The 18,950-nt window shown below is 55.4% G+C and carries 22 protein-coding genes; 5 read left to right on the forward strand and 17 right to left on the reverse strand.

Annotated elements, in window-relative coordinates; translation table 11 throughout:
* The first annotated feature begins 133 nt into the window (after positions 1-133).
* On the forward strand, positions 134-580 hold the full coding sequence (locus tag GZ1_RS05780) for an NUDIX hydrolase (protein WP_011231274.1): 447 nt from the start codon (positions 134-136) through the stop codon (positions 578-580).
* Positions 581-672: 92 nt separating this feature from the next.
* Here the strand turns inward: GZ1_RS05780 and GZ1_RS05785 are convergent, their stop codons facing one another.
* Positions 673-1,056, reverse strand: coding sequence for a DUF4183 domain-containing protein (locus tag GZ1_RS05785; RefSeq protein WP_015374894.1), 384 nt, complete (start codon positions 1,054-1,056; stop codon positions 673-675).
* A 441-nt stretch (positions 1,057-1,497) separates the two neighbouring features.
* Between GZ1_RS05785 and GZ1_RS05790 the strand changes: the two genes are divergently transcribed.
* The gene (locus tag GZ1_RS05790) at positions 1,498-1,881 is read left to right on the forward strand and encodes a DUF4183 domain-containing protein (protein ID WP_011231275.1); all 384 of its coding nucleotides are present in this window, start codon (positions 1,498-1,500) and stop codon (positions 1,879-1,881) included.
* A 53-nt stretch (positions 1,882-1,934) separates the two neighbouring features.
* Here GZ1_RS05790 and GZ1_RS05795 read toward each other — a convergent pair whose 3' ends face one another.
* The 3 genes from GZ1_RS05795 to GZ1_RS05805 are packed head-to-tail and all read right to left on the reverse strand — an operon-like array spanning position 1,935 to position 4,151.
* Entirely contained in the window at positions 1,935-3,080 is a 1,146-nt protein-coding gene (locus tag GZ1_RS05795; protein WP_020755877.1) for a conserved virulence factor C family protein, read from the reverse strand.
* 18 nt (positions 3,081-3,098) lie between these two features.
* Positions 3,099-3,575 (reverse strand): glutathione peroxidase, encoded by a 477-nt coding sequence (locus GZ1_RS05800; protein ID WP_013145288.1) that lies wholly within the window; start codon positions 3,573-3,575, stop codon positions 3,099-3,101.
* Positions 3,576-3,635: 60 nt separating this feature from the next.
* Positions 3,636-4,151 (reverse strand): hypothetical protein, encoded by a 516-nt coding sequence (locus GZ1_RS05805; protein ID WP_033006157.1) that lies wholly within the window; start codon positions 4,149-4,151, stop codon positions 3,636-3,638.
* 120 nt (positions 4,152-4,271) lie between these two features.
* Between GZ1_RS05805 and metA the strand changes: the two genes are divergently transcribed.
* The 3 genes from metA to GZ1_RS19225 all read left to right on the forward strand — a co-directional run bounded on the left by metA (position 4,272) and on the right by GZ1_RS19225 (position 5,774).
* Positions 4,272-5,180 carry a homoserine O-acetyltransferase MetA gene (gene metA, locus GZ1_RS05810; RefSeq protein WP_011231279.1) on the forward strand — a complete coding sequence of 303 codons (909 nt, stop codon included), beginning with the start codon at positions 4,272-4,274 and terminating at the stop codon, positions 5,178-5,180.
* Positions 5,181-5,348: 168 nt separating this feature from the next.
* A complete protein-coding gene (locus GZ1_RS18090; protein WP_011231280.1) occupies positions 5,349-5,447 on the forward strand; it encodes a YjcZ family sporulation protein in 99 nt (32 codons plus the stop codon).
* A 177-nt stretch (positions 5,448-5,624) separates the two neighbouring features.
* Complete coding sequence (locus tag GZ1_RS19225; protein WP_011231282.1) at positions 5,625-5,774, forward strand: hypothetical protein; 150 nt, start codon at positions 5,625-5,627, stop codon at positions 5,772-5,774.
* A 234-nt stretch (positions 5,775-6,008) separates the two neighbouring features.
* Here GZ1_RS19225 and cobO read toward each other — a convergent pair whose 3' ends face one another.
* The 13 genes from cobO to GZ1_RS05875 all read right to left on the reverse strand — a co-directional run bounded on the left by cobO (position 6,009) and on the right by GZ1_RS05875 (position 18,938).
* Positions 6,009-6,554 (reverse strand): cob(I)yrinic acid a,c-diamide adenosyltransferase, encoded by a 546-nt coding sequence (cobO, locus tag GZ1_RS05815; protein ID WP_060788086.1) that lies wholly within the window; start codon positions 6,552-6,554, stop codon positions 6,009-6,011.
* Positions 6,535-7,305 carry a uroporphyrinogen-III C-methyltransferase gene (cobA, locus tag GZ1_RS05820; protein ID WP_060788087.1) on the reverse strand — a complete coding sequence of 257 codons (771 nt, stop codon included), beginning with the start codon at positions 7,303-7,305 and terminating at the stop codon, positions 6,535-6,537. Before cobA ends, cobO begins: the two co-directional genes overlap by 20 nt.
* The gene (gene cobT, locus GZ1_RS05825) at positions 7,302-8,360 is read right to left on the reverse strand and encodes a nicotinate-nucleotide--dimethylbenzimidazole phosphoribosyltransferase (RefSeq protein WP_083509279.1); all 1,059 of its coding nucleotides are present in this window, start codon (positions 8,358-8,360) and stop codon (positions 7,302-7,304) included. Before cobT ends, cobA begins: the two co-directional genes overlap by 4 nt.
* A 367-nt stretch (positions 8,361-8,727) precedes the next feature.
* Positions 8,728-10,239 (reverse strand): cobyric acid synthase, encoded by a 1,512-nt coding sequence (locus tag GZ1_RS05830; protein WP_060788088.1) that lies wholly within the window; start codon positions 10,237-10,239, stop codon positions 8,728-8,730.
* Positions 10,232-11,596, reverse strand: coding sequence for a cobyrinic acid a,c-diamide synthase CobB (locus GZ1_RS05835; protein ID WP_060788089.1), 1,365 nt, complete (start codon positions 11,594-11,596; stop codon positions 10,232-10,234). Before GZ1_RS05835 ends, GZ1_RS05830 begins: the two co-directional genes overlap by 8 nt.
* Positions 11,542-12,741 (reverse strand): cobalt-precorrin 5A hydrolase, encoded by a 1,200-nt coding sequence (locus GZ1_RS05840; protein WP_060788090.1) that lies wholly within the window; start codon positions 12,739-12,741, stop codon positions 11,542-11,544. The genes GZ1_RS05835 and GZ1_RS05840 overlap by 55 nt, the downstream gene beginning before the upstream one ends.
* 1 nt (position 12,742) lies before the next feature.
* Positions 12,743-13,516, reverse strand: coding sequence for a precorrin-4 C(11)-methyltransferase (gene cobM, locus GZ1_RS05845; RefSeq protein ID WP_033010021.1), 774 nt, complete (start codon positions 13,514-13,516; stop codon positions 12,743-12,745).
* Entirely contained in the window at positions 13,513-14,214 is a 702-nt protein-coding gene (cobI, locus tag GZ1_RS05850; protein ID WP_060788091.1) for a precorrin-2 C(20)-methyltransferase, read from the reverse strand. The genes cobM and cobI overlap by 4 nt, the downstream gene beginning before the upstream one ends.
* Positions 14,211-15,416, reverse strand: coding sequence for a bifunctional cobalt-precorrin-7 (C(5))-methyltransferase/cobalt-precorrin-6B (C(15))-methyltransferase (locus tag GZ1_RS05855; protein ID WP_060788092.1), 1,206 nt, complete (start codon positions 15,414-15,416; stop codon positions 14,211-14,213). The genes cobI and GZ1_RS05855 overlap by 4 nt, the downstream gene beginning before the upstream one ends.
* Positions 15,382-16,500 (reverse strand): cobalt-precorrin-5B (C(1))-methyltransferase, encoded by a 1,119-nt coding sequence (locus GZ1_RS05860; protein WP_014195897.1) that lies wholly within the window; start codon positions 16,498-16,500, stop codon positions 15,382-15,384. Before GZ1_RS05860 ends, GZ1_RS05855 begins: the two co-directional genes overlap by 35 nt.
* A gap of 6 nt (positions 16,501-16,506) precedes the next feature.
* Positions 16,507-17,154: a precorrin-8X methylmutase gene (locus GZ1_RS05865; RefSeq protein WP_014195898.1), complete on the reverse strand. Its 648-nt coding sequence runs from the start codon at positions 17,152-17,154 to the stop codon at positions 16,507-16,509.
* A 160-nt stretch (positions 17,155-17,314) separates the two neighbouring features.
* Positions 17,315-18,091 carry a precorrin-6A reductase gene (gene cobK / locus GZ1_RS05870; protein WP_033005390.1) on the reverse strand — a complete coding sequence of 259 codons (777 nt, stop codon included), beginning with the start codon at positions 18,089-18,091 and terminating at the stop codon, positions 17,315-17,317.
* Between the two features lie 22 nt (positions 18,092-18,113).
* Positions 18,114-18,938, reverse strand: coding sequence for a sirohydrochlorin chelatase (locus GZ1_RS05875; protein ID WP_033005389.1), 825 nt, complete (start codon positions 18,936-18,938; stop codon positions 18,114-18,116).
* Positions 18,939-18,950 lie beyond the last annotated feature (12 nt).

The raw sequence follows: 18,950 nt of genomic DNA on the forward strand, positions 1-18,950 counted from the left end.
CAAACGGGGCTAAACGCACCCGTTTGGCCGCCATCAAACGAGCGATTTCGTTTCGCTTTCTATCAACCGCCGCGGCCATTGTCAGCGACCAAACATATACTATGCCATCGATGGCCATGAAAGGAGCGTGCACATGGGATACATTGAAGAACTGCGAAAAATCATTGGAACCCGGCCGATCATCTTGGCGGGAGCCGGGGTCGCTGTCACCGATGAATGCGGGCGGATTTTATTGCAGAAACGCCGCGACGGCTTATGGGGACTGCCCGGCGGTTTGTTGGAGTTGGGGGAGTCCGCAGAAGAAGCAGCCCGGCGGGAAGTGTGGGAAGAAACAGGGCTGGAAATCGGCAAACTGGAACTAGTCGATGTGTTTTCTGGAAAAAAATATTTTGTTCGGCTGCCTAATGGAGATCAATATTACCCAGTCACTGTTGTTTATCTCACCCGTGATATCCGCGGTGGAGAACTGAAAGAAGACGGGGAAGAATCGCTGGAAGTGAAATTCTTCCCTTTTCATGAATTGCCAAACGAACTCTCTCCTCTTGTTAAAGATTTTATCGAACAATATTTCAGGGGATGACGAGCCAAGCCTTGGAGCTCTCTCCAAGGCTTCACCATTGTTGAAAACACTCTTTTCTAAGAACCAAATCCGCAGCTGGAGGGGCAAAAAATTTAGAAGCCCATTTTAATGGTAATAAATTGAAGAATAATCGGCGCACCTTTTGGCGGCGGCTCGGCTGTTTTCAACGTCAGTTTCCCCTTTTCCACCTCATACAGTTTTTCCGGTTGCAGCACCCCATTAATAAACAAGTTGATCCATGATACATGTTTCGGATCTAAAATACCGCGGTCGCCGTACTCTCTCAGTTCATCGCCGTCTGTATAGACGGTTTTCACTCCGTCTGATATGGTGTTATACTGGTACGTTTCCGCCTGCAAGACACGCGGAGGGAAGTGGAGCGCCACACGGAGGGGAATGGTCAGTACAGCATGGGTCCAATCGTATACTTTGGAAGCAGCAATCACATGTTTTGCTGTTGAAGATGTCCGTTTCATTCGTTTGCTCACCCAAACACACCATATTGTTTCGTGATCATTTCACTCCGCAAGATATTTTGCATTAGTATATTCACCTCCCATCTTCAAAGTGAATAGCAAACAAAATGGCAGGTTAATGAACGGTAGTAAAAAATCACTATATTCCACTTAATTCCGTCTATTATAACAGGATCATAAAACGACCAAATTCGTTTAAAATGTTTGTTTCATAATTCAAATTCACTGGTAAAACAGGCTGGTATAGCAGGGCAAAAACATCATTTTTCTCCCATTACGGCAATCGCCGAGCCATCCTCTGTAATTAATCCATACAATAAAATGAACCTATGGCACCGGCTGATTGCCAACAGAGTTCCAGATACTAAAAAGAACGGATGATAATTGGCTCAGCTTCGGGGCCACAGCATGTTAAACACAAAATGGAGAAGGGGAGATTGTATGGCTTTGCAATTAATTAAATTGTTTGTCGCCGCTACTACCACGACAGAGGTTGCACCAGACGTCGCAAGATTTTTTTACATCACAACAGCTGAAACAGCAGAAGGAGCAACCTTAACGATCGACGCAGCCAGCTTTTTGCAAGACGACGGCAGCCAAGCGACACAGCTGCCAGCATTGGCAACTAACAATAGCTACTTTAACGTGTACATTAACGGCGTTTTGCAAATGGAAGGGATATCGACGTACACCCCAGGAGCTACCGGCGTCGGGTCACTGTCCATTACCGTCCCGACCGGAAGCGGCTCGATTCCAGCTAACACCCCGGTTGTGCTCGAAATTGTCCAATTCGCTCCAAGCTCCAACACTACTGTGACGACGTAACAGCCGTACTCTTTTCGATCATAAAAACAGGCGCACCGATGGGCGCGCCTGGTTTACTGTTCTGTTTCGTTTTCTTTCTTCCGGCTCTCCGTCATTTGCTTCCACACAGACCCTTTCGCTTCTTCGCCGCCTTCGATCCGTTCAATGGCCATTTTCACTTGCAAGCTCACTTCAAACTCCGGATCGTTTTCCGCCGCTTTCAACGCCGGCAGCGCCGATTCGTCGCCGACTTCGTACAAAAACATGGCCGCGCGCCAACGGACGAGCTTGCTTTCGTCCTTTAGCGCTTCGATCATGGCCGGAATGGCCTCCGGATCGCCGATGTCGGACAAACAGTCGCCGGCGGTGCGGCGGACAGCGACAGCAGGATCTTTTAACGCTTCATACAAATACGGAAGCACCTTTTTGCCGCCGATCATGCCGAGATACGCCGTCGCCAGGCGGCGAATCGCCATTTTTTCATCCTTGAGCGCCTTGGCCAACACCGGGATATCGTCCTCGGTCGGCTCGGCCATCTGTTCGAGCGCGGCATACCGTTTGCGCCAATCCGGGTCATCGAGCATCTCGCTCGTCACTTTGAGGCTTGGACGCTTTTGCACCGTTTTTTCCTGCTCGCCGCGGCGGAACATGTTGACGATCCGCTCCAGCCGCTCGGGCGGATAGGCTGCCGACAGCTCATCGACTATTTCGCGGCCGATTTCCTCAAACGTGCCGTAGCGCACTCCTTTTTCGACCCATTTGCGCTCAAGCACAACATTTCCTGCGTATTTTTGCGCCTCAATGACCGCGTCCATAAACGGTTTCGGCAACCCGACGCGGTGTTCGCGCTCCCCATCGACAAGCTTCACTTGCATCGGCAGACCGTACAGCATTTGCACGAACACTTTCACTTCGCCGAAATGTTCGTTTCCTTTCGGCTTTGTCTCGGCGCCGTCATCCACTTTCTCGCCGAACACTTCGCGCACTTTCGCCAAAATGTCGCGCCAGTCGTATTTCGGATGGCGTTCAATAGCCAAAAAATCAGCGACATGGTAAATGCCTTTCACTCCGTCAATGCGCATCAATGCTTGAATAAGCGGCGGCGCTTCGCCAATGTTGTCCGGTTTGTAGTTATGGCGCGTGCCGGAAGGCAATTCTTCATCAAGCAATATTTTCATCGTGTTCGGGCTTGGCGTCGGCTCAATCGCTTGAATGCGCAAGCGTTACCCCTCCTTGCCTTACAGCAGCTTTTCAATTTCCTTTCTCAGCTCGCTTGGCTTTGTTTGCGGTGCGAAACGAGCAACAACCTTGCCGTTGCGGTCGACTAAAAACTTCGTGAAATTCCATTTGATCGCCTTTGTTCCCAATGCCCCCGGCGCCTCTTCTTTCAAATATTGAAACAGCGGATGGGCGTTATCGCCATTCACATCCACTTTCGCAAACAGCGGGAACGTCACACCGTAATTCAACTGGCAAAATTGCTCAATTTCCTCTTCCGTCCCCGGCTCTTGGCCGCCGAACTGGTTGCACGGAAAGCCGAGCACAACAAACCCGCGATCGCGATATTCGTCATACAGCTCCTGCAGTTCTTTATACTGCGGGGTAAATCCGCATCGGCTCGCCGTGTTGACAATCAACAGCACGTTGCCTCGATAGACGGAAAGCGGTTGTTCCTCTCCGCGAATGGTTTTGGCGCTGAATTCATATACACTCATGATTTTTCACCTCATCCCTATCATAGCGGATTTCACCGTTTGTTTCCACTTTTTGCGCCACTACTGCCCGGCGAACAGCTGCAATTGTTCAAGTGATGAAACCATATACGGCACCATCTCCGGCAAATCGGCGGCGTTTTCCTCATAAATGAGGCGTGCAAATTCGACCACGGCTTCATTTTCATACGGGCCGTGTTCATGCGGAAACGGAAAGCGGAGCGTTTGCCGGATGATTCGCTCCTTGCCCCAAATCGTCCGCAGCGTTCCTTCAATGAGCGCACAAACGGACGAGCGGCGAACCGGAAGGGTAAACAGAAGAGCGAGCCGGCAGCCGGCCCGGCCGTGATAGAGCCGCTCATTGACCAGCTCAGCAAAATCAAGCGAAAGCCGCGCGGTGCAGACGACGAGCGGATCGGGCGCATCATTCAGCCGAAATGAAATGGCGTACTCCCGGAACAAACGAGCCAAATCGACAAGGTCGCGGCGATCGACCACGGCAATGCGCCCTTGCAAGTCCGCGTCATATATCGCTCCTTCCAACACCGTTTTTAAATTGTCAAAGGCGGTCGGATCCAATCGGGATTCCCCCTTTTTGTTCACAAGCTGTTTTAAGGTTCAAAAAATCAATTGAAGAATGTTGACAAAGTTTTTATAATTAAGGTATTTAGTAACGAGACAGAAACGGAGGGGACACCATTGCCAATCAACATTCCAAAAGACTTGCCGGCGAAAGAAATACTCGAACAAGAAAACATTTTCGTGATGGACGAAGAACGGGCGTATTCGCAAGACATCCGTCCGCTCAACATCATCATTTTAAACTTGATGCCCGAAAAAGAAAAAGCAGAGACACAGTTGCTGCGGCTGCTTGGCAACTCGCCGCTGCAAGTGAACGTCACCTTTTTGCGCCCGGCGACCCATGAGCCGAAAACGACAAGCAAACATCATTTAGAACAATTTTACACGATTTTCCCGCACATTCGCCATCGCAAGTTCGACGGGATGATCATCACCGGAGCGCCGGTCGAGCAAATGCCGTTTGAAGAGGTCAACTATTGGGGAGAATTGACGGAAATTATGGAATGGACGAAAACGAACGTCACGTCAACGTTGCACATTTGTTGGGGGGCACAAGCTGGCTTATACTATCACTACGGCATTCCGAAATACCCATTGCCGGAAAAATGCTTCGGTGTGTTCAACCATACGGTGGAAGTGAAAAACGTAAAACTATTGCGCGGTTTTGACGATGTGTTCCGCATGCCGCACTCCCGCCATACAGACGTCAAGCGCGAAGACATCGAAAAAGTGCCGGATCTCACCATTTTGTCCATGTCTGACAAAGCCGGCGTTTGCCTCGTCGCATCGAACGACGGGCGCCGCATTTTCTTAACGGGCCATCCAGAATATGATGCGACAACGCTCAAAGAAGAATATGAACGCGACTTGGCGAAAGGGCTGCCGATTCACATCCCGGAATCATACTTTCCCAATGATGACCCAAGCCAGCCACCGCTGAACACATGGCGCTCGCATGCCAACTTGCTGTTTGTCAACTGGCTGAACTATTACGTGTATCAAGAAACGCCTTATGAATGGGAATGAAATCAATATATGCAATCATGTTGAACCATCCCGAAAAAACGCCTTGCTGAAACATATGCAAGGCGTTTTTCTCATTTTGGCCGATTGTTTTCGTGTTTCGACAATCGCCCTGTTCTTTTAGTTTTTTTTGACATACAATACGATAGATTCCACCAGGAGGTGAACATGATGGGCGCTTGGCATGGAAACAGCTTTGCGTTGATTGTCGTTCTGTTTATTTTGTTGATTATTGTTGGATGTGCCTGCTTGGGCGGATATGCCTACTAACCGAAATCACTGATTGCCTTCATCCGGCCGCCGTGTTTGCCAGCATCCGGCCGGCTTGCAGCGGGAACACGAACGCTTCCCGCTTTTTTTATGCTGGGCTGTAGACAACCATGCATAGGAATGAAGGCATCGTCCATGCTAAACGTATGACAACGGCAGCCAAAGGAGGTGGAGCTCATGACGAAACGCCCAAACAACGGCAGCCGCAATCAAAACGCGCCAACGCAAGATCCGATGGCCTTGCTTCGCGGCCCGGTTTCCGGCGATAACAGCAAAGGACGTCGGCAAAACAAAATCCAAAATGACAAAACCGATGAAAATGCCTAACCCACAAAAAGAAGAGGGTGTCCCAAAAGGATCGAGACACCCTTTCTCATTACCGTATATAGGTATAAAACAATCATTAAGAAACAATATGTTGTGTTTTGTTAAAGAAAATTACCCTTTTGGGTCAGCCCCTTTGCTTATTACTGTATATATACGCGCAAAATGCTGTCCGAAAACCATATATTGTACTTTATCGAAAGAAAACCAACCTTTTGAGACAGCCTCTTTTTGCTTCTAAAATTCAATCCCTTTCATCGCGGTCCTTCCTTGTTCATAGTCATGCTTGACCAACTTCATTTCCGTAACGATATCGGCAGCCGCCATCAGCTCCGGGCGCGCCGCGCGCCCCGTGATGACAAGATGGAGCGACGGCGGGCGCGTGCGGATCAGCTCGAGCACCTCGCTGACTGATACGATATCTTCAACGGGAAAGCGGTCAATGGCCAACACATTGTTCAGTTCATCGAGCACAATCATATCATACCGTCCGGAATACACATATTCTTTGGCCACCGCCCAGGCACGCTTCAATGCTTCCCGGTGGATGTCCGGCGTTTTCGTCCATGTGAAGCCGGCGCCGAGCTGACGGACGTCGACGCCAAGGCGCTCTAGGGCCAACTGCTCGCCGTATGTTCGTTCCGGCGATTTCACAAACTGCAAAACCGCGACGTTCATTCCCCGGCCGACGGCACGCAGGGCAAGCCCAAATGCGGCCGTCGTTTTTCCTTTTCCGTCGCCCGTATAAACGATGACACGCCCGCTACGACGAGGCGTCGGCATCGACCACGCCCCCTTGCCGCTCCGGAAACCATTGGAGCGTCTCACGCAGACGAACGACATCGCCGATGATGATGATGGCCGGATGGGAAATGCCCGCCTGTTCCGCCTCGTCTGACAGCGTCGAAAGCGTCGCCGCCACCGTGCGCTGCCGCTCGGTCGTCCCCCATTCAATGATGGCCGCCGGCGTATCCGACGGCTTTCCGGCCGCCATCAAACGGCCGCAAATATCCGACAAGTTGGCCGCTCCCATGTAGACAATGATCGTATCGCATCCTCGAGTCAGCGCCTCCCAATCGATCCGCTCACTCCGATGCCCGCTGACCATCGCCACCGAGGCGGCGTAATCACGGTGGGTGACCGGAATGCCGGCGTACGCCGGCACAGCGATGCCGGATGTCACCCCTGGAACGATTTCAAACGGAATTCCGGCTTTCGCCAACACTTCCGCCTCTTCACCAACGCGGCCAAAAATGCACGGATCGCCGCCTTTTAAGCGGACGACCGTTTTTCCTTGTTGCGCATGCCAAACGAGCAGCTCATGAATTTGTTCTTGAACCGTGTCATGTTTTCCCGGCTCTTTGCCGCAGTAAAGAAGCTCAGCGTCCGGCTTCGAGTAGCGCAGCAGCTTACGGTTGATGAGCCGGTCGTAAATAATGACATCCGCCCGTTCTAGGCATTCGCGGCCGTAAACCGTGATGAGCTTTTCATCCCCCGGCCCAGCGCCGACTAAATACACTTTGCCGACGGTCATCGCCCCTTCTCCCCTTTCGCATTGGCCGTGGAAATGCCCGCCGAGGCGAACGTCGCCATTTCGTTCACCATCGCCATTGCTGAAATCAAGAGCGGAAACGCTACCGCCGCGCCGCTTCCTTCGCCAAGGCGCATGCAGAGATCCAAAAGCGGCTCCTTCTCTAGCAAACGAAGGGCTATACTGTGCCCCGGCTCTTGCGAACGATGGCCGGCAATCATATAGTCTGTGACGTTCACGGCAAACTGGCGGGCCACAAGGGCAGCCACCGTGCAAATAAAACCGTCAAGCAAAATCGGGATGCGCCGTTCGGCGGCTGCCAGCATCGCCCCGGCCATAGCAGCGATCTCCAACCCGCCGATTTTCGAAAGCCATTCAAGCGGCTTCGCCGGATCCGGCCGATGAAGCAAGAGCGCCCGTCGGATCACGTCCTGTTTATGGGCAAGCATTTCCTCCTTAATGCCGCTTCCTTTGCCAACGATGCGCTCAAGCGGCTCATCGGTCAACGTGGCCAATAAGGCGCTCGCGGCGGTCGTATTGCCGATGCCCATTTCGCCGACAATGAGCGTGCGGACGCCTTGTTCAATGATGGACGCCGCCTGTTCGTAACCGACATGAAGCGCCTGTTCGGCCTCGGACGGCGTCATCGCTTCCGTTTCCGCGAAATTGTTCGTTTCCGGGCGCACCTTTTTCTGAATGACGCGCTCATCAGCAATCGGCACGGCGACACCGACATCAATCACCTGAAGCAACGCGCCGATTTGCCGGCTGAAGGCGTTGATCGCCGCTCCGCCGTTGGCAAAGTTGTACACCATTTGCGCCGTCACTTCGGCCGGATAGGCAGACACCCCTTCTTCCGTGACGCCATGATCGGCCGCAAACACGAGCACTCCGGGCGGAGTGACGCGTGGAAGCAGCTCCCCGGTCATGCCGGCAAGCGTTGCCGCCACTTCTTCAAGACGGCCGAGGCTGCCGGGCGGTTTGGTCAATTGATCGATATAGGCACGCGCTTGTTCAACCATTTCACGGTGGATCGGTGGGATGGAAACATTCATCATGGGCGCACAATATCCCCCATCAAGCGGGAATATGCGCTTCCTCCTTTCTCGTCTATGATTGAGGGAACGCGTCAACTTTTCCATCCGAATCATGCCAACACCGTTGGCGAGGGCAAAACGGACGATTTGACGGCTGATTTTATGGTTTATATCCTTCATCCAGCAGGACTCTTTACGGCCGATTGTGCGAATCATATGGAGCTTCTTCGCTTTGCCCAACGTTCGCCGCAAAGCCGCATATCGTCGGCGAATGAAAGCGCATTGGCTGTCCTTGAAAAACAACGATTTCGTTCCAATGCTGGCAACGGCGATATAACGAAGTCCCAAATCAACGCCCATTGCCTTGGTGTCTTCCCGTTGTTGGACTTCAACTGTGATCGCGACAGCCAAATTGACGCATCATCTGTTCGATCCGCTCGACCGCCACGTGCTGGCGGACATGAGCGGCAAGCCGGTCGAACGCCTTTTCTTTGAGCGAGCGAAAGAGTCGGACGCCAGAAGGAGCGATTCCTTTTTGGCGGCGAATGTTGTTGAAAAACGCGGTGCGGAACGCATCGTTATGAAACAAATCGTGCATGTACGTGCCCAGCACCCGCTCATCACTGTGCTTCGCCCCTTCATGGCGGCCGTCCGCCTCAATAAGCGGCGCATAGCCAGGAAGCGGCGCCGAGCGGCCCATATGAATCTCGTATCCTTGCACCGAAAACCGCTCGCCCGCCCACGTAAGCATCCCTTCCGTACGGATCGTGATTTTCGTCCGCTCAAGCGTCGTTTCAATCGGCAGCAAACCAAGCCCTTTTACTTCCGGGAGCGGCGTCTCGACTCCATACGGATCGCGGATGACGGCGCCAAGCATTTGGTAGCCGCCGCATAAGCCGACGACTCTCGCTTTTCCTTCATTGACAAGCGACACAATGCGGGAAGCGAGTCCTCTTTTCTTCATATAAATCAAGTCTTCGATCGTGTTTTTGCTGCCGGGAAGCACGATCACATCCGGCGCGCCAAGCTCATCGGCGTGCGTGACCAACCGGACGCGGCAGTCCGGTTCGGCCAAAAGCGGGTCGATGTCGGTGAAATTGGCGATTTTCGGACAGCGGATGACCGCGACATCAATCGCTTCCTCTCCCCCGACAGATGAAGCAAACCGCTCAAGCGACAGCGAATCTTCAGCATCGATCGCCAAATCAGGCAAATAGGGAACGACGCCAAGCACCGGCACGCCGGTGTGCTGCTCAAACCAATCAAGCCCCGGCTTAAGCAGCGCCACATCGCCGCGAAACTTGTTAATGATGACCCCAATGACCCGCTTTCGGTCCTCAGGCTCAAGCAGCGACAGCGTTCCAACGAGGCTCGCGAACACCCCGCCCCGCTCAATATCGCCGATCAACACGACCGGGGCGTTGGCGAGACGGGCGATGCGCATGTTGACCAACTCGCGGTCGTTTAAGTTTACTTCCGCCGGGCTTCCCGCTCCTTCAATGACAATCCGGTCATACTCGTTCATCAACGTTTCGAGCGACTGACGGATGACGGCCAGCCCTTGGTGGAAAAACTCGTTCCGGTAAGCGAACGCCTGCATATTGCCGTACGGTTTGCCAAGCACAACGATTTGCGATTCATGCTCGCGGCTTGGCTTAATCAAAATCGGATTCATCTCAGCGCGCGCCGCCACTCCGGCCGCTTCGGCCTGAATTCCTTGCGCCCGTCCGATTTCGTTTCCGTCCGGCGTCACGTAGGAGTTTAACGACATGTTTTGCGACTTGAACGGCGCCGTCTTCCAGCCGTCTTGGGCGAACATGCGGCAAAACGCGGTGGCGATGACGCTTTTGCCGGCATCAGAATGGGTGCCTTGAAACATAATCGGCAGCGCCTTAGCCATTGATGGTCACCTTCTCGCATTCGGCGAGCCACCGCTCAACCATCGCCGGGGCGGACGCGAAATGAAAATGGACATAGCCAGCGACAAGCCGGTGCGCCAAATAACCGTCAGGCTTCGTTCCTTTCCGGCCGCTCGTTTCGTAGGCAAACGGCGTCTCACCGCGCGGCTCATAAACGGAGTAGTGAAACTCATGGCCGCGCGCTGTTTCTCCTTCCGGCAATAGAAAATTTCCATTTCGACCGCGCACTTCGCGGTAGCCAAGCGCCGCGAGCTTCGTCTTCATCACGACCTTCCCCGGGATGACGCCCGCCATCTCATAGGCCGCACCGTCCGTCGCAACAAGCTGTTCGGTGAGAAACATAAACCCGCCGCATTCGGCCAACGTCGGCAACCCGTGTTCGATGGCGGCGCGGATCGACTGTTTGACCGCGGCTTGCCTGGCGAGCTCGGCGGCAAACTCTTCCGGAAACCCGCCGCCGATATACAATCCGTTCACCCCATCCGGAAGCGGCTCGCCGGCGAGCGGAGAAAAGTAGACAAGCTCCGCGCCGCAGGCAGAAAGCATCTCCAGATTCTCCGGATAGTAAAAATGAAAGGCGGCATCTTTGGCAACCGCCACGCGCACGCGATACGGCCGCGAAGGGCGAATGAGCGGCGCCGGAGAACAAAGGGCTGGCGCTTCTGCAATCGAAAGAAGCGTCTCCCAATCGATCGTGCGCGCCACCTTTCTCCCCAGTTCGGCAAAAAACGAATCCAGTTCGCCGCGCTCCACCGACGGCACGAGCCCTAAATGGCGCTCTGGCAGCGCCAACGCTTCGTCTTGCGTGAGAAACCCGACGACCGGCACCCCGCACGTTTGCTCGATGGCCGCTTTGACGAGCCGAAAATGCCCTTCGCTGCCGACGCGGTTGGCAAATACGCCGGCGAGGCGCACATCGGGGCGAAACGTTTGAAACCCATGGACGATGGCGGCGGCGCTGCGGGCCATGCCGGAACAATCGACGACAAGCAGCACCGGGCTTTCGGTCAATACGGCGATTTCAGCCGTCGCCCCCTCGTCAGAAAGCGGCTGTTTCCCGTCAAACAGCCCCATCACCCCCTCGATGATGGCGATATCAGCCCCTTGACAACCGTTGGCGAGCACCGTTTTGACCGCTTCGCTTCCCATCATCCAACTGTCCAAGTTGCGCGCCGGCCGGCCGGTCACAGCCGTATGGTAAGTCGGGTCGATGTAGTCCGGGCCGCATTTAAACCCTTGCACCGTATATCCTTGCTGCCTCATGGCCGCCATCAATCCAAGCGTCACGGTCGTTTTGCCGGCGCCGCTTCCCGGTGCGGCGATGACAAGCCGTCGCATGCCTCTTTCCCCTTTCCCTGCATGGTCGCTTTCTTTTGATGATCGATGAGCGCTACGGAAATCGTCACATTGCCGGACTTCTTTTTCACCAGCGCCAGCCGATCGGCCCCGCTGTACAATTTCGCCGCCGGCTCGCTCACCCCATACGCGCCGGTGTAGCGGTACACCGTTTCCGACGGCGCTTCGATCGGCACCGTGTTCAGCTCTTCTGGCGTATACGCAACCAATTCCCATCTATATTTGTTGACTACCTCCAAAAGTCCTTGTTCATCCTTTTTCAAATCAATGGTGCACACCGCTTTGACGCTTTTCATCGAAAAGCGCAGCTCATTGAGCGTCTCATGGATGACCGCTTCGATTTCGTCAGCCGATGTGCCGCGGTTGCAGCCGATGCCAAGCGCGATTACTTTCGGGCGATACAAAACGCCGTTTTGCAAAATGGCCTCTTCTTCCGGTGCAAGCAGGCGATGAGTGACCACAAGCGCGGCCGCCGGGCGGGCAGCGAGCGCTTCCGCGATTGAGCCGTACACGGTGATGTTTTTCGGCAGCGTCCGGCCCTCCGGCCACCAATCGGGTTCCCCCGACTCTTGCACGATCGCCACCGGCTCTTCATTCACGACCGCGGCGCTCACCGGTGTCAGCTTGTCGGCCGATTCCCATTCCCAGCCGAACTGGCGACCGAACAGATCGACGGCGATTGTCTGCTGCACGTCGGAAGCGGTCGTAATGACCGGGCGGGCGCCCAATATGGCGGCCACACGCCGCGTCAGTTCGTTCGCTCCGCCCAAATGGCCGGAAAGAACACTGATCACATGTTCAGCCTTATCATCGATCACCACGACCGCAGGATCGGTCTTTTTGTCTTTTAACAGCGGAGCGATCATCCGCACGACAGCGCCGAGCGAAATGATGCAAATGAGTCCGTCATAGCGGGCGAACAACTCCGGCAACAAGGCCCTGACGTTGCCGGAAAACAAGCGGATCCCGTGCTTGGCTTCATCGCCGCGGGCGAATTTCTCCGTATAATACACGTCCGCTCCAACTAGAGCGCCGCCGAGCCGGCGGGCGATCTCGACCCCGTGTTTCGTAATGGCCACGACCGCATAGACGCCGTTCCTTTCGTTGTTTATGGCAACAGCCCCCACCTTACGCCTCCCCCTTTCGATATCCGTGCGTAAACGTCCGGTCATACAGCTTCGACCGATAGCCTTGTCCATGAATATGCGGATCGAGCGCCCAGCCGGCTAAGATGATGGCGTGCTTCGTCACGCCATAGCGCCGCATATCGTCAGCCATTGTGGCAACGGTGGAGCGAATCACCACTTCATCCGGCCATGTCGCCTTATAGACGACCGCGACAGGCGTATCACCGCTCCAGCCCGCGTCAAGGAGCGCCGCGCTTACTTTTTTGGCGAGCGTCGCGCTTAAAAAGAGGACAAGGGTGCAATGATGCTGGGCGAGCTCCTGCAATTTCTCACGCGGCGGCACCGGCGTCCGCCCCTCGGCGCGGGTGAAAATGACCGTCTGCGTCAATTCCGGGACGGTGAGCTCCGCCTGCACCGCGGCCGCGGCCGCAAACGCCGAACTGACGCCGGGAACGATTTCGACTTCAATTCCTTCTCCTTTCAATAAGGCGATTTGCTCGAGCGTCGCCCCGTAAATCGATGGATCACCCGTATGCACGCGGACGACGAGCCGGCCTTGCCTCACCTTGTCGGCCATCATCGCCACCATTTGTTCCAAATGCATGCCGGCTGTATGAAACACCTCTGCCTCCGGCTTCCGGTAACGCTCAATCAGTTCCTCGCTCACTAACGAGTCGGTGTAAAAAATGGCGTCCGCCGCGGCCAACAGCTCCGCTCCTCGAACGGTGATCAAATCCGGCGCTCCCGGCCCTGCTCCGATGATATACAGCTTCACTTTCTCACCACCAGCAATGTCAAATATTCGAGTTCTGCCCCTTCGAGCCGCTCAACGTCCCAAATGACTTCTTCCCTTGACGTCGCTTTCGTCACCACTGCCGCCCGATGAAGCAAATCGAGCTCGCGCAGGAGGCGGATCATCAAGTCGATCACTTTTGCTACTTTAAAAAAGATGACACAATCATGTGCAAGAATCGCGGCTTTCATCGCTTCATAGTCGTCACGCGCCGGCACGATCGCCACTTGCTCATCGCCGTCCGCAAGCGGCAGGCGAAGCCGGGCGGCGGCGGCGTTCGCCGAGCTGACGCCGGGGACGACTTCGATCGGCGCGTCTGGATAGCGTCGCTCCATCACATGCATCAAATGGATGAACGTGCTGTACAACAGCGGATCGCCTTCGGTGACAAACGCCACATCGCGCCCAGCCGACAGTTCCGCCCAAATGGCGTCGGCTGCTTCGTTCCATTTTGGTTCAAGCACGTCCACGTCTTTTGTCATCGGAAAATGAAGCCCAAGCCGGCGTTTTTCCTCCGGCGCAAAATACGCGTCGATAATTTGTTCGGCATAGCTTTTGCTTTGCCGCCCTTTTTTTGGATAGGCGATCACCTCCGCCTCTTTTAGGCGGCGGTACGCCTTGACAGTCATCAGCTCCGGATCGCCTGGGCCCACGCCGATGCCATATAATGTTCCCGTCATTTCTCTCCCTCCCGCTTCGCGGCTATGATGTACACCGGATTGAGCGCCTCAAAGCGCGTCAACTCTAAAATGGGCTTGCTTCGCGACACTTGCGCGAGCGTGATGTCAACATGAAAACCACGGCTGCGCAACTCCCGAGCCGCCTCAGCAAGCGTCTCAACCGTTGCCGCGTTGATGACGATGCGCCCGTTTCGTTTCAAGCGGCGGCAGCACACATCCAGCAATGGCGCCATCGCCCCTGACGTGCCACCGATAAAGATGGCGTCCGGGTCGGCAAATTCGTCGAGCCGATCGGGCGCCCTGCCGTGCACAAGCGTGATGTCAACGCGGAATTTGCGCAAGTTTTGCCGGCAGATCTCAAGGTCGTATTCATTTTTTTCAATCGCAAACACCGCCCCGTCGCGGGCGATTTTCGCCGCTTCAATCGCCACCGAACCGGTGCACGTTCCAATATCCCAGACGACGCTGTCCGGGCGCAAGCGCAAAGCGCTTAGACTTAAAACTCGGATTTCTTTTTTCGTAATCAATCCTTTGTCCGGCTTGCGCTGAAAAAACTCGTCATCCTCAATGCCGAGCGGCCAAACCGGGCTTGGCGCTGTCTGCCGCAAAATGACTATATTTAATGGAAGAAACTCGGTTTCTGCCATTTCTTCTAGCTTGAAAAACCGGCATCGCTCATTCGGCCCGCCGAGCTCCTCGCCGACAAACGCCTCATATTCCGTCATGCCGTACTCGAGCAAATAGCGGGCGATGGCGGCCGGCGAGTTCGTCTCATCGGTTAAGATGGCGACTTTGCGCCGCCCGTCGACCCGCTGAGCCAAACCGGTGAGCGGCCGGCCATGGACGCTGACAAACGCCGCGTCTTGCCAAGACTCGCCCATTTTCGCAAACGCCCATTGCACTGAGCTGACGGCCGGATACACGTCGATCGGCAATTTGCCGGCCAAATAGCTGCCGATGCCGTAAAAGAGCGGATCGCCGGAAGCAAGCACGACCGTGTTGCGCGTCTCATGGCGGAGCCGCTCCACCAGCTCCGCCAGTCCGCGGCGGATGATGATCGTTTCTCCTTTGTATTCAGGAAACATCGCCAGCTGCCGTTCGCCGCCGACAAGCAGCTCGCTTTCATCAATCCAGCGTCGATACAGCTCAGGAAGACTTGCTTGCCCATCAGCACCCACACCGATCAACTTCATCGTCCCCATCGGTCTGCACCGCCTTTCCTAATTGTTGTCCGTTCATTGTGTAAATGGACGTCGCCACCGTCAGACCGCCTCCCACTTCGTGAAGCGCCGCCTGGCAGCACGCTTCGCACAAAAGCTCGAAAAACTTCATGCAACCGGCCTCTTGCATCATGTCGCCGACTTGCGCCGCCGTATTCGCGCCGCGCACCGCAGCCACCAGTTCTGGGCCAGCACCTGCCTGCTCGGCGATGGCAGCCAAAAAGCCAAAGTCGACCGGGGCGCTTTTCGAGTGCACCATCATCACTCCTTGAGCGACTTTCGAAAATTTCCCCATCATCCCGACCATCGACACCATCTTGATGCCAAGCCGTTTGCATTGTTTCAGCGTAAAGCCGACAAAATCGCCCATTTCGATAAACGCTTCTTCCGGCAAATGCGGATATTCTTGCATGGCGTATTTCTCGCTCCGCCCCCCGGTTGTGATGACAACATGGCGGCAGCCGTTCGCTTTCGCCACTTGAAGCGCCTGCACGATGCTCGCCCGGTAGGCGGCGGTGGAGAACGGAACGACGATGCCGCGCGTCCCCAAAATCGAAATGCCGCCAATGATGCCTAGTCTCGGGTTCAACGTTTTTTTGGCGATTTCCTCGCCGCCGGGCACAGAAATGACGACCTTCACCCCGCGATGTAGACCGTATTGCGCCAGCACTTCATTGACGGCTTCGCGGATCATTTGCCGCGGCACTGGATTGATCGCCGCTTCCCCGACCGGCACCGGCAAGCCGGGTTTGGTGACGCGTCCGACCCCTTCACCGCCGTCGATATGAACGCCCGGCGACGAGGCCCACGAGACAGTGGAAACGATGAGCGCGCCGTGCGTCGCATCTGGGTCATCGCCGCCATCCTTCACGACCGAGGCCGTCGCCGTTTCGCCATCGAACGAACAAGAGGCGAGCGAAAAGGTCACCACCCGCCCGATCGGAATCCGAATCGTCGCCTCCGCCTGCACTTGGCCAGTGATGAGCGCCGTGAGCGCGGCTTTCGTTGCCGCTGTCGCGCACGATCCGGTCGTATACCCTTCACGCAGCGTTTTTTTCGTTTCCATCGTTCGTCACGCTCGCTCGGCGAGCAGCGATAAAGCATTCAAGGCAGCGACGGTCACGGTGCTTCCTCCTTTGCGGCCGCGGTTGGTGATGAACGGCACATCGAGCTTCGCCAATTCTTCTTTCGATTCCGCCGCCGAGACGAATCCGACCGGCAAGCCGATCACCAATCCCGGCCGCGCCTCTCCTTCTTTGATGAGGCGAATGAGCTCCAATAACGCTGTCGGAGCGTTGCCGATGGCAAAAATGCCGCCTTCCGCTTCTTTCACCGCTTTGCGCATCGCCACAATCGCCCTCGTCGTATTCAACCGTTTCGCTTCCGCGATCACGTCTTCATCAGAAATATAGACGCGCACCGCGCTGCCGAACTTCGCAAGCCGCGCTTGATTGACGCCGGCTTGCACCATTTGCACATCGGCGACGACGAGCTTGCCGCTGCGAATGGCATCAATGCCTGAGCGGATCGCATCCGGGTGGAAAATGAGGCTTTTGCCCAGCTCAAAATCAGCCGATGCATGGATGACGCGCTGAACGATTCGGTATTGTTCTTCTGTAAATGAATGCTCGCCGATCTCTTCATCAATGATTTGAAAGCTGCGCGCTTCAATTTGTTCCGGCTGCACCGTCGCCGGACGAAATGTTGTATGGAAGTCCATGACAATTCTCTCCTTTCTTCATGATCGCTTGCATGAGCGGCCGCTAGAAGCCCATTCCTTCCATCCGTGCGCTTCGCTTCCCGCATGAAGGCAACAAGCTCAGACGCATGGGACGCCATTGGCGCGAAAAACGTTTTGCTGTTTTTTCTGAAAACACGTTTTACACGGTTGGAAGCGGCGCATGTTGCTTCAACGCATCGAGCACGCCGGCAAAATCGTGATGCACGATGCCGTATGACAACCGTGGGCGGCGGATGACGATGACCTCGATGCCGAGCTCCTCGGCGGCAGCGATTTTCTCATCGACAAACCCGACTTTGCCGCTTTCTTTCGTGACGACGACCGTGACGCCGAAATGGCGGTACAGCGCCCGATCGAGCTCTTTCGTAAACGGCCCTTGCATCATGACGATCTGCTCTTGGGAAAACCCAAGACGCTCGCATTTGTCCAAATTGTCTTTTCTCGGGAGCATCCGTGCAATCACCTTGACGTCCGGGCGCCCGATGAGCCTCGCGGCGAAAATGTCGAGCGTTTTGCTGCCGGTCGTCAGCATCACGACGCCGCCTTTTTCCGCCGCCAGCTCGGCGGCTTCTTCATAGCTATCGACAAACGTCACCTTCTCGGATGAAAGCGAAGACGCCTGCCGCTCATAGCGGATGTACGGCAATTCGGCAGCGGCCGACGCTTGCATGGCGTTTTTCGACGCCTCCTCCGCAAATGGATGGCTCGCATCGACAATCGCTTTGGCTCCCTCGGCTTTGGCCAGCTCGGCAAGCTGGGACGCATCCAAGCGGCCGACGTAGGCGCGAATGCCGGATGACCGAAGCTGTTCGGCCGCGTGATCGGTGACGACCGTCGCCGTGACCGAATAGCCAGCTTGTTGGATCATCACCGCCAATTCGCGGGCATCGCTCGTCCCTGCCAACATCAAAATCATCAGCGCTCCTCCTTTTTGTTTTTTAGTGATGATGGTGATGATGATGGTGAGAAACGTGCAGCCGGTATTGACAGACATCGCAGTTCATCGCCACCGTTTGATCGAGCACTTCTTGCAGGCGGTCAAGCACGATATCGATCAGTTTCGGATGAAAGCCGACATAATCGGCCAGCGCAAATGAGACGTGCGGGTGATCGAGGCGGTATTGCGCCACTTGCCGTTCAAGCCGCTTGATGAGCACACCGGTGAACAAAAAATACGGCAAAACGACGATCCGCTTCGCCCCAAGCATGAGACAGCGGCGGACGGCGTCATCAAGCGACGGCGTCGTCACCCCCATAAACGCCGGCTCGATGAGCGCATAGCCCGTTTGTTCCCAAAACAAGCGGGCGATTTTATACAAGTCGCTGTTCGCGTCCGGGTCGCTCCCGCCGCGGCCAAGCAAAATGACCGCTGTTCCGTCATCAGGCTGCTCCGGCCGCTCGCCGATTTCTTGCAGACGCTCGCGCAAAATCGCGAACGTCTGCTCATGAACGCCGATCGGCCGTCCATATCGAAACATGATGTGCGGATAGCGCGCTTTCGCCTCATCGATTTCCGCCGGGATGTGCAGCTTCGAATGCCCAGCCGGCAATAAAATGAGCGGAATGACCGCCACTTCCGCCGCTCCGGCCTCAACGCACCGCGCGATTCCTTCGCTGATCGACGGACGGCCAAACTCTAGAAAACTCGTTTCAACATGGAAAGAAGCAGAAAGACGCGGCCGCAGGCGGTCGACAAACTGCTGTACTTGCTCATTTCCTTCCGGGTCGCGGCTTCCATGGCCGACAAACAAAATGGCTCTCATATTCGCTCTCCT

Source organism: Geobacillus zalihae NBRC 101842, assembly GCF_001544135.1.
GTDB classification, from domain to species: Bacteria; Bacillota; Bacilli; order Bacillales; family Anoxybacillaceae; genus Geobacillus; species Geobacillus zalihae.